Raw genomic sequence first — 1,314 nt, forward strand, 5'->3', positions numbered from 1 at the left:
TGTTCGGGACTGAGTTTGCGGCGGATAAGGGTTTCGATGTATTGAATCAGCTTCGAATCAAGCTTATAGGGTTGTCGCTTACGCTGTTTGGTAAGCCGGCTTTGCTTCTGTGCCTTTTCTGCACTGTATTGCTGCCCTTGTAGGCAGTGTCGCTTGATTTCGCGGCTGATGGTGCTTTTGTGTCGGTTAAGCAGTTTGGCGATTTCGGTAACGGTATGCTGGCGGGACAGATATTGAATGTGGTATCGTTCGTCTTCGGTCAGTTGTGTGTAGCTCATGACAATCTTTCTTATAGGAAAGGTCGTATGTTACCGCATACTGACCTTTTTCTGTTAGGGAAAGTCGCACTTCAAATGCGAATCCGCCAAACTCTGGATCAAAATGCTCTCAACTTGCCCATGCAATCTATATTGATTAAGTGAAAATAACATTATAGAATGTTCACTCTTCTTAACATTTCATCTTGGATATCCATCATGTTATCTAAACGCTTCTTCATTTTTGCCTTCTTATTTGCTCCTACATTCGCTAGTGCAGACATCCACATTGATGAAAGTATCCCCTATCGCGATAAAGAAGAAATTGACAACCGCATCGTATCTGAGTGTTCGGAAATCGGCAGCATCATGTCCGAGTCTTTGAGGGAGAACGCAGCGAAAAGTGGGATAACTGTTGTCCGTGACGGTCTAAAACAAGACACTTACGCAGATATCGCCATTACTTCAGCCATGAGTGCAGGTAATGCCTTTATCGGACATGCCAAAGGAATGGCCGTTTCTGTGACTTTATACATTGACGGCAAACAGATCAATAAAACCAAATTCTCCCGTAATTCTATGGGTGGTATGTTTGGTGGTTTCAAAGGTTCTTGTTCCGTTTTGAATCGAACCGCTAAAGTTTTAGGTATGGATATTGCTAAATGGGTTATTCAAGAACAGAAAACTGCTCAAGCTAAATAAACCACTTCATCAAAAAGACTGCACTCACTGTTTCCCCCTCTAAAACGGCGTTATAGTGGATTAACTTTAAACCAGTACGGCGTTGCCTCGCCTTGCCGTACTATTTGTACTGTCTGCGGCTTCGTCGCCTTGTCCTGATGTACTATCTGCGGCTTCGTCGCCTTGTCCTGATTTAAAGTTAATCCACTATAAATTGACAAGTGAGAATACTCATACACTACACTACTTTATAACCAGAAGTGGGAATGCAAATGCAGCGTAAACATAAGCCTATTTACTTTTGACAGCAGGACCGGCTTCCCCCCGCTACCTTTTCAGACGACCTTTTCAGACGACCTTTGCACATAGTTCTCTC

At 43.3% G+C, this 1,314-nt stretch carries 1 protein-coding gene and 2 pseudogenes; 1 reads left to right on the forward strand and 2 read right to left on the reverse strand.

Features of this window, described 5'->3' with window-relative positions; all coding sequences use genetic code 11:
• Positions 1-234, reverse strand: a pseudogene (locus HMPREF2572_RS12930) (helix-turn-helix domain-containing protein); the annotation flags it as partial.
• Positions 207-278: pseudogene (locus tag HMPREF2572_RS15245) on the reverse strand (hypothetical protein); the annotation flags it as partial. The pseudogenes HMPREF2572_RS12930 and HMPREF2572_RS15245, both read right to left, overlap by 28 nt.
• A gap of 198 nt (positions 279-476) precedes the next feature.
• Here HMPREF2572_RS15245 and HMPREF2572_RS00925 point away from each other — a divergent pair.
• The gene (locus tag HMPREF2572_RS00925; RefSeq protein ID WP_070495540.1) at positions 477-959 is read left to right on the forward strand and encodes a hypothetical protein; all 483 of its coding nucleotides are present in this window, start codon (positions 477-479) and stop codon (positions 957-959) included.
• Positions 960-1,314 lie beyond the last annotated feature (355 nt).

The sequence above is a fragment of the Neisseria sp. HMSC064E01 genome, from assembly GCF_001808875.1.
Classification (GTDB): domain Bacteria; phylum Pseudomonadota; class Gammaproteobacteria; order Burkholderiales; family Neisseriaceae; genus Neisseria; species Neisseria sicca_A.

What these genes read in the sequence shown, in the direction of transcription:
- HMPREF2572_RS00925 (WP_070495540.1), top strand. Translation starts at nt 477, where the DNA reads ATGTTATCTAAACGCTTCTTCATTTTTGCCTTCTTATTTGCTCCTACA.